The organism is Flavobacterium sp. FG139 (genome assembly GCF_057809695.1).
Map to the genome: position 1 here is coordinate 192,229 of NZ_JBMDKL010000006.1, position 7,862 is coordinate 200,090.

6 protein-coding genes are annotated in these 7,862 nt (G+C 27.4%); all 6 read right to left on the reverse strand.

The annotated features are described in order from the left end of the window. The 6 genes from ACODSI_RS07175 to ACODSI_RS07200 all read right to left on the reverse strand — a co-directional run bounded on the left by ACODSI_RS07175 (window position 1) and on the right by ACODSI_RS07200 (window position 7,259). Window positions 1–1,920: a DUF8202 domain-containing protein gene (locus ACODSI_RS07175; RefSeq protein ID WP_488916152.1), complete on the reverse strand. Its 1,920-nt coding sequence runs from the start codon at window positions 1,918–1,920 to the stop codon at window positions 1–3. 584 nt (window positions 1,921–2,504) lie between these two features. Next, window positions 2,505–2,789 (reverse strand): hypothetical protein, encoded by a 285-nt coding sequence (locus ACODSI_RS07180; RefSeq protein WP_488916153.1) that lies wholly within the window; start codon window positions 2,787–2,789, stop codon window positions 2,505–2,507. 947 nt (window positions 2,790–3,736) lie between these two features. Then, a complete protein-coding gene (locus tag ACODSI_RS07185; RefSeq protein WP_488916154.1) occupies window positions 3,737–4,036 on the reverse strand; it encodes a hypothetical protein in 300 nt (99 codons plus the stop codon). Between the two features lie 12 nt (window positions 4,037–4,048). Next, the gene (locus ACODSI_RS07190; protein WP_488916155.1) at window positions 4,049–4,567 is read right to left on the reverse strand and encodes a hypothetical protein; all 519 of its coding nucleotides are present in this window, start codon (window positions 4,565–4,567) and stop codon (window positions 4,049–4,051) included. Between the two features lie 176 nt (window positions 4,568–4,743). Next, complete coding sequence (locus ACODSI_RS07195) at window positions 4,744–5,691, reverse strand: DUF6371 domain-containing protein (protein WP_488916156.1); 948 nt, start codon at window positions 5,689–5,691, stop codon at window positions 4,744–4,746. Window positions 5,692–5,987: 296 nt separating this feature from the next. Beyond that, a complete protein-coding gene (locus ACODSI_RS07200; RefSeq protein WP_488916157.1) occupies window positions 5,988–7,259 on the reverse strand; it encodes a DUF3987 domain-containing protein in 1,272 nt (423 codons plus the stop codon). Between the last annotated feature and the right edge of the window lie 603 nt (window positions 7,260–7,862).

A 7,862-nucleotide genomic window follows, 5' to 3' on the forward strand; every position in this document is an offset into this window, starting at 1 on the left:
TTAGTTAACAATTAATTTATAGGTAGTTGATAAAAGGTCAGTAGTTATAACAATTAAATAGCTACCACTAGTCTGAAGTGTATCAGTGTAACTATCATTTGAGATTTTACTAATGTTTTGAGATTTTAACAATGCTCCATTAATATTAAAAATCTTTATTTGAACATCTGTTGGTACTTTTAAATCAAAATTTATAGTGAATGGTTCTCCACTCTTAACAGGATTTGGATAAAGTCTTACTTCTGAATTATTGGATTGTTGCTTACTAACGCTAAATGGTAATATTTTATCGCATCCTTTATCATTCTTTACATTAAGAGAATAAATCCCTTGCTCATATACTTTGAGTATTCTATCTGTAGATATAACTTTATCTTCTTTAAGCCAAGTAAAATTGAGCTTTTTAATATCTGACTGACTTGTAGTTGCAATTATCTCAACTTCTGATTGGTCATTTAAATACCAGTTTGAGGCTAAATTAACATCTAAACCATCAACAGATTCTATTTTAATATTTTGATTACAAACTTGGTTATTATTATCAGTAAGTGTTAAGTTATAATTGTCCGATTCTAAAGTTTCAATTTTAAAATCTCTAGTGTTTTCTTTATAACTATTGACTTCTGTGCCATGCGCTACTTTCAATACAAAAGGACTTTGTCCTCCGATAACTTTTATCTTAATTTTAGCCGATTCAGATTGAGCACAGTCTTTAGCTATGAGCTCTTGAGTCATAAATAAACTAGGTGCTTCAACAAAAGTAAAGGTATCTGAACCGTTAAAATCTTTATCCCAAACAACATTTTCAAAAAGGAGCTTATCATTTGGCAGTATTTTAGCTGGATAATATATTGCATCATTATAATTAAAAGATTCAGACGAATTTGAATTGACCAATAACCATAACGTTTTTTTATCAATATTGGAAAGTTCACTTTTTATTTTATTTTGAAAAAAATCTTTTTTATCGATAAGTAAAAAAGAAGATAATTTTTTCTTGTTTTTTAGTGGGGTTTTCTGAATTTTCCATACCCTGTCCATTTTATTAAAAGATTCATCTTTGCTTTCATCTATGGTCAAACTATTACTTTTACCATTGTCTCCCCAAACTAGATATGTATTATTTTCAAAATCTTTTTTACTGTATTTGTTAATAGAGTCGTATTTCCCAAAACCTATAAACAAACCATCCTTTATTGAATTACTTGATTGCTTTTGAAACAATTCTGATTTATCATCTCTAGCTATTCCTGTTACCGAATGATTAAATCCCTTGTTATCATCTTTGTTCCATATTTTTATATTACTAGAACTTAAATAATTTTTCTCCCCAACTAATGAGATTCCATATTTAATAGAAAGATAACTTTCAATTTTTAGCCTCTCACTAGCATTTAAAATTCTAGGATAATATATGAATTCAAGAATATCCGTTTTTTCTTTTTCGTTTTGAATCTCATTTTGAGTATCAACAAAACTCAAAATACAAACATTGGAATTTTTAATTGCATTTAAATTAGCACTATACTCCAACAAAACACCTTGCTCAGATTTATATTTTGAATATTCAATTCCAGAAGAGTTTTTTGTTTTTTGATTAGTTATTTGTATTTGCTCATTCCCGACTGAATATCTAAGAAGTTCCTTCTCTTTTTGCTCATTAGATTTATAAACTAAAAACATTGTAAAGTTTGATTTTAATTTATTTCTATCAATTATGATTCGCTCTTTATCAGAAATCAATCTTCGTTCATTAAAATTTAAAACGTTAGAATCTTCGTGCTTCTCTAAATCTTGAGACCTAATTTTATTTTTATTGTCTTTAAACCATACTGAACATCCTGAAATATTCACTGGATTTTGACTGAACATGATTTGACAACAATTAAAAAGCAATAAAAGAATAGGGATTTTTTTCATTTTTTTGGTTGTTTGGTTTTGTATTATTTTTTGTAACTAAATGCTATAATATTTAACTTGTAATCTATTAATTTCAAATTTATGAGAAATAAAAAATAAACAGGTAAGCAAAAAGTGTACATTTTTAATTATTTTTCAAATCTAACACAATCGTTTTTTACCCATACACGTAGTTTTACGTGTTTTTTATTTTTCTCAAATATATCCGTTTGTGTTTGAGAAAAAAAATATTTTCACTAGGAAAACTCCTAATGAATTCTAGGAAAAACCCTAATGCTTATGTCAAAAAAAATCACTATGTATTTTTTTATTTTGCTACAAACCTAAAGATTGAACTTATACTAATTTTTCACTTTAAGTGTAAATAATGTTAAAATAAAAACTTCAAACATATTGTTTTATATAAAACAAAACAATCCGTATTTACACGGATTTTTGAGATAATTTTCAACCTAATAATCTTTAAAAAAAATATAAATAATTACATGTGAAATCCGCAGTTCAAAATTTATGATGTAAACGTAAGAAAACATAAATTATATTCCGATGTAAAAATAAACCCCTCAATTACGAAGTGTTTATTTTTATACTTTTTGCAGATTGTGCCAGGTTCTTCCAGCAGATTCGGTAACAACCACTCTGCATGTTTTACCTGTTGCTGTTGCTGCAGATTTCGCGGCTTCTAAAGTTTGTGCACGTGTATAAGTGCCTATACGATTATATTCTGCTGGTGGCAAATGATATTCAATTCCATCATCAGAGGTTATTGTACGTGTAAAATTTCTTTTACCCATTTCTTCGTGAAGTGTTTCATACTCATCGGCGGTTGGATTATTTAATAATTCAACTCTTGTTGTAAATGATGCCATAATAAAATTATTATTTGATTAGACTTACGAAATTAACAAATATTTATTTACAAAGCTATATACATTGACCTGTTTTTTAATTATTTAATTAGGTTTGATTTTTTAAAGTGGTTACGGAATCAGCACTATTTTTAATTGCTCCAATATTTTGCTTTTTTAGTTTTTCTAAAACAATGGAATCCTAATTTGCGTTTTTCAATACGTCAGGCATAACCTTGTATTTCCTCTTGTTGCCTTACTATACTATAATCACTAACTATTAGCTTTTAAATTAGCTTAGATTTTCTTCTTTATAAAAAATATAGAATAAGGTTTATTCTTTTGTTTGTGCTGGTGGTTTTAATTCACAAATTATAACTTTAGTAATAGCTTTTTTTGTTCTGTTGTTTAACTTTGAGATTTTAAAATTTCTTTTTAATTCAGAACCTCCATTTTAATTACTAGTTGTATTTTGTGTGGTTACAGTAGTAGTAATAGATACTCATTATTATAATAACGTAATTATTGAAACAGACAAACAAGATTCGTTAAACGTAAAACAAGTAGCGAAGAGATTACTTATTATTATTCAGCATTAACATATGTCTAAAGTAAAAGCAATACATTTCTACAATCAATGTGGTACTATGGAACGTAATTTTGATGACATCAAAAATAATTTCAACTGGAAACGACTTGTATTTTCATAATTAAATGAAAATTTAGTATTTATAATAATAGGGGCAATGACTAATATTGTTTATTTGCATATTAAAAAGTTGATTTTGTATAAAGACTTTCTTACTAAAAAACTTTGTTTTTAAACTTTATAAAAATTAGTTTTCATTAGAAAAAGGGAAACTAAAACTATTCACACGAAAAAATTACTTAAAATCTTAGAGTAAAATTTCAAATATGAAGAGGATGTTTTTGTTCATAAACTTATAGTTTTATTTACTCAAGTTTGTTTAAACTTTATTAAAATCCACAAAATATTTAGAGATATTAACATCATTAAGATATACTTCACAATGTAAAACACCCTCTTCTATTTTTGTGGGATTTTTTAAAACAACTTCTTTATCTTTAATTGTAGATGATAATCTATTTTTAGCCAAAGTTTCAGCAACTTCTTCTGGAAGTCCTGACAAAGAAACGGCATAACCAATTATAATAACAGTATGTCCTGATTGATCTTCCCACTTCCAATTAGGCTGAACTTTTATTTTATTACCGCTTAATATTTCTGTTACTTTCCAAGAGTTCATTTTATTATTCTTTTATTTATCTGAACCTATTATTTTACTTTCATTTGTACTATTGTTTTCTGTATCTGCCTTGTCAGAATTATGATTTACTACAATACAAATTAATGTCCAAATTCTATATAATGCGTAAGCAAAAAATGAGCCACTAAAAACTAATGCACCAATAGAAGTGTAAAACCAGTTATCTCTAATTGCATCTTTATAGTTAAAGTTAGTAACTGTAGTGTGCGCCTGCATGATTAGTATTAATGACAAGATTAAAGAGCCAAATATATGTTTTATCTGCCATTTTAAATTTAAGTGCCTTGCATTTTTTTGTAGCTTTTTCAAATTAACACTAAAGGGTTTGGTTAAAGTAGCTACGTGCTTATTGACTGTATCATTTAATTGTTTTTGTAAAACAGAATCTTGCACGGAATTTAAAGAACTCGTATACTCGGAAATTAATCCATTACTAATATTTTTAACAACTTCTTGTTCCTCTTCAATTCTTCTTCTAAATTCAGATATTTTACCACTTAAAATAGGCATTAAGAGAGTTACAGCAGGAGCTATAAATCCAAAAACTGCTATTATAAGCCTGACGTATATGTCTAATATGTATTGCAGAAAATAGTATTTTAAAATGTAAAGATACTAATTCTTGTTTAACAAATATAAGTTTCATAAAGTTTTTACATAGACAGTTTAAACTTGTGCATTTTACATTACTGTAACATTTTTCTAAAAACATCTTCTAAATCATTGTTGTAGCTATTTTCATTTTTTAATTGCTCGTCTGTTTTTCCGTTTGTCATGTCCCATAGTTTGGCATTAATTCCAAGAGAAATTAAAAGTGGTATTTTGTTTAAAATTATGTTTACGGCATTTTGGCTCATATCAGGAATTATAAGCACGTTGTGTCCAATTAAAGGTTTTAATTTATCATTTGTCAAACCATTAATACCGCCATAAGCTACCCAGACATAATGAGGAAATAAAATATAGCCTACAATGGCTGTTTTTTCACTTTCTGTTAGTACGATTATTTTTTTTGACTTAATACCATCATAAACCAAATGTTCACCAAATAAACAATTAAAATAACCCTGTTCATTTTTGTAGGGAACTTTAAATTTATTGGTTCTTTTACCATTTGGATCATAATAAGCAATTTTTACTTTTTGAACTTTTAAATTAGAGTTGATACTCCAAAACAATACTCCATTATCTCGGCTTGTTCCTAAAGCATAGGTTTGCTTTGCATCCTCTGTTTTTTGGTCGCCGTATGTCTTTCGTAAATATTGCAAAAGATTGTTTTCGGGAACGATTTTATAGTAATCCCAAATAATTGATTCGTCAATGAACTTTTGAGTAATGGATTGATTTAAAGAAATCGTTTGTAACTCGTTTTGACTTTCTTTTTTGGGCATCAAATAAACCGATTCAAATATATTCTTTGTATCGTTCCAAATAAACTCATTTGAATGCTCATCAATGTATATCGTTGGGGGTAGTGTTGTTTTGCCACAAGAATGACAATAACCATAAACATCATTTAGATTTTTATAGTTTACAAATTTACCATCTGTATTTTTTTTGTTACAACAAGGCGTAATTAATTTATAATTTCGTTTGATGTCAAAAACAAGCTGAATTTCTTTTTTTTGTAACATTTTTTAATTTTTTTTTGCAACCTGCAACTTGCAACTTTTGTAAAAAACCTTGCAAGGCATTAATTTTACTATGTCTTCGGGGGTTTTTACTCAAAAAAACGAGTTGCACAACATCTTATTTTTTATGCTTTTTGTGGCTTTTTGGTTTTTTATAAGAACAAAATTATTTTTTAGCAGTTAAGCTGTTTTTAAAACCCTGTGCAACTCATTTTTTTTGTTAAAATCTTTGTTAAGCATTGATTTTATTGTATCTGCGAAGCTTTTTTTTCTTGGTTGCAAGTTGCAGGTTGCACAAATTAATTTTTCCATTTTCTTGATATTGTTGATTTATTCAATCCCGTAATGGCTACAACATCTTTTTGAGTCGCATTATTTTTAATAGCCATTTTTATAATGTCATCAATGTTTGTTGTCCTTTCTTTCTGATTTATGTTTTCTTCTAAAACAATTTTGAAATTTGTAAAATAAAACTCTAATATGTTAATTGCAATTTCAATAGTTTCAATACTGATTTTACTCTGAAAACTTTGTCTTTTTGAATTTAAAATTAGATGTGTTAAAAGGGCTATTTTATGAATGTTTATAAGCATCTTTGAAATATACTCCTTGCTTAAATCATTGGTTGTATTTTGGAGATTAATTAAATCTTGGGAATAATCAAAAAGACGTTTGTGTGCCAGAGTTTCAATCTCTATTCTTAAATCGTCCATTTCAAAAGTATTCTCAATTTCGGTTCTATAGTTTAATAGATTGATTAGTGAATTGGAATAGTTTTGAAAAACATCATTTGAAATATCATTAATTGATAATTGATTGTTTACCGTTAGCTTATTAGTGAATAATATTCTATCAATAAATCCACTTTCTATATTTCCATCACCAAACAATTTAGGTACAAATTGATGTTGAATAGAACCCAGCAAGGTTGGATATGATTTTTCGATTCTAAAACTTTCTGTTGTTTTACGTGAAATATCGATGTATTTATTGGTATTTCCCTGTAAAAGGAATGTTCGCCAAGCTGTACCCTCTGTACTTTTTTTATTTGCCATTTTCTCAATTAAGAAATAAAGTTCATCAATAAAAATTCCAATAGAATAGTTGTTTTTATAGTGGGTATAAATAGCGGATTCAATGGTAGCATCTTGAATAAATAATTGTTTTCTATCTGTTTTTTCCAGCTCGTCTAATTCTAAATTATCTTTTTTGAACTCTTTATATTTTTGATTGTCATACTTAACTAAGGGTAGTGTTGCTAATTCCATTGCAGGAGATTTGCTATCTCCACGACTTCCAATAATGGCGAAATACAAATTAGAATAGTTGATATATCCCATTGTTTTAATCGAAAATGCCAAACCACAAGCATTACTAAAAGCAAATAGTATCGAACTAAATGAATACTCTTTAGGTATTCTTTTTAGTTCAAAAGCTTGGTTTATTAAATCTTTGATTTCTGTAGGCATTTTAGATAGTATTTGCTCCAACTGACAAACCGCAATTTCTTTATTGGTTTTAAAAGTATTTTCAATTTTGAAGTCAATATCTTTTAGGTTGTTTATTTGCATCGCTATTGATATTTATAGTTAGAATTTTATTCTATTTGGGTTATGTTTAATTAATTATTTTTTGTCAAAAAAAGCATTGCAATACAATTGCAATTGTTACTCAATTTCATTGCAATGGTATTGCAATAGAATTGCAAGGGTTGATTTTACTAGGCTTTTGACACATAAATTTTAAAATTTTATTTAATTCTTAATTATAATTGTATTGCAATACCATTGCAATGATTTTTCTTGTAGAGAATTTACTATTTGATAATTGATAAAAGATTGATAGTTTTCAATCCTTTTATCAATCCTTTTGTCAATCCTTGTCAATCCTTGTCAATCCTAAATCAATCTATTATCAATCCATACAAACCCTGTAAAACAAGGGATTTCTTAAAATGGATTGATTTTTTATACTATTGGATTGATAGTTTTCATTCCTAAATCAATCGATTATCAATCCACGCAGACCCTATAAAACAAGGGGGTTCTTAAAATGGATTGATTTTTATACTATTTGGATTGATAGTTTTCAATCCTAAATCAATCCTTGTCAATCCACAATCAATCCACGCAGACCCTATAAAACAAGGGGGTTCTTAAAATGGATTGATTTTT

What these genes read in the sequence shown, in the direction of transcription:
- ACODSI_RS07175 (WP_488916152.1), bottom strand. Translation starts at nt 1,920, where the DNA reads ATGAAAAAAATCCCTATTCTTTTATTGCTTTTTAATTGTTGTCAAATC.
- ACODSI_RS07180 (WP_488916153.1), bottom strand. Translation starts at nt 2,789, where the DNA reads ATGGCATCATTTACAACAAGAGTTGAATTATTAAATAATCCAACCGCC.
- ACODSI_RS07185 (WP_488916154.1), bottom strand. Translation starts at nt 4,036, where the DNA reads ATGAACTCTTGGAAAGTAACAGAAATATTAAGCGGTAATAAAATAAAA.
- ACODSI_RS07190 (WP_488916155.1), bottom strand. Translation starts at nt 4,567, where the DNA reads ATGCCTATTTTAAGTGGTAAAATATCTGAATTTAGAAGAAGAATTGAA.
- ACODSI_RS07195 (WP_488916156.1), bottom strand. Translation starts at nt 5,691, where the DNA reads ATGTTACAAAAAAAAGAAATTCAGCTTGTTTTTGACATCAAACGAAAT.
- ACODSI_RS07200 (WP_488916157.1), bottom strand. Translation starts at nt 7,259, where the DNA reads ATGCAAATAAACAACCTAAAAGATATTGACTTCAAAATTGAAAATACT.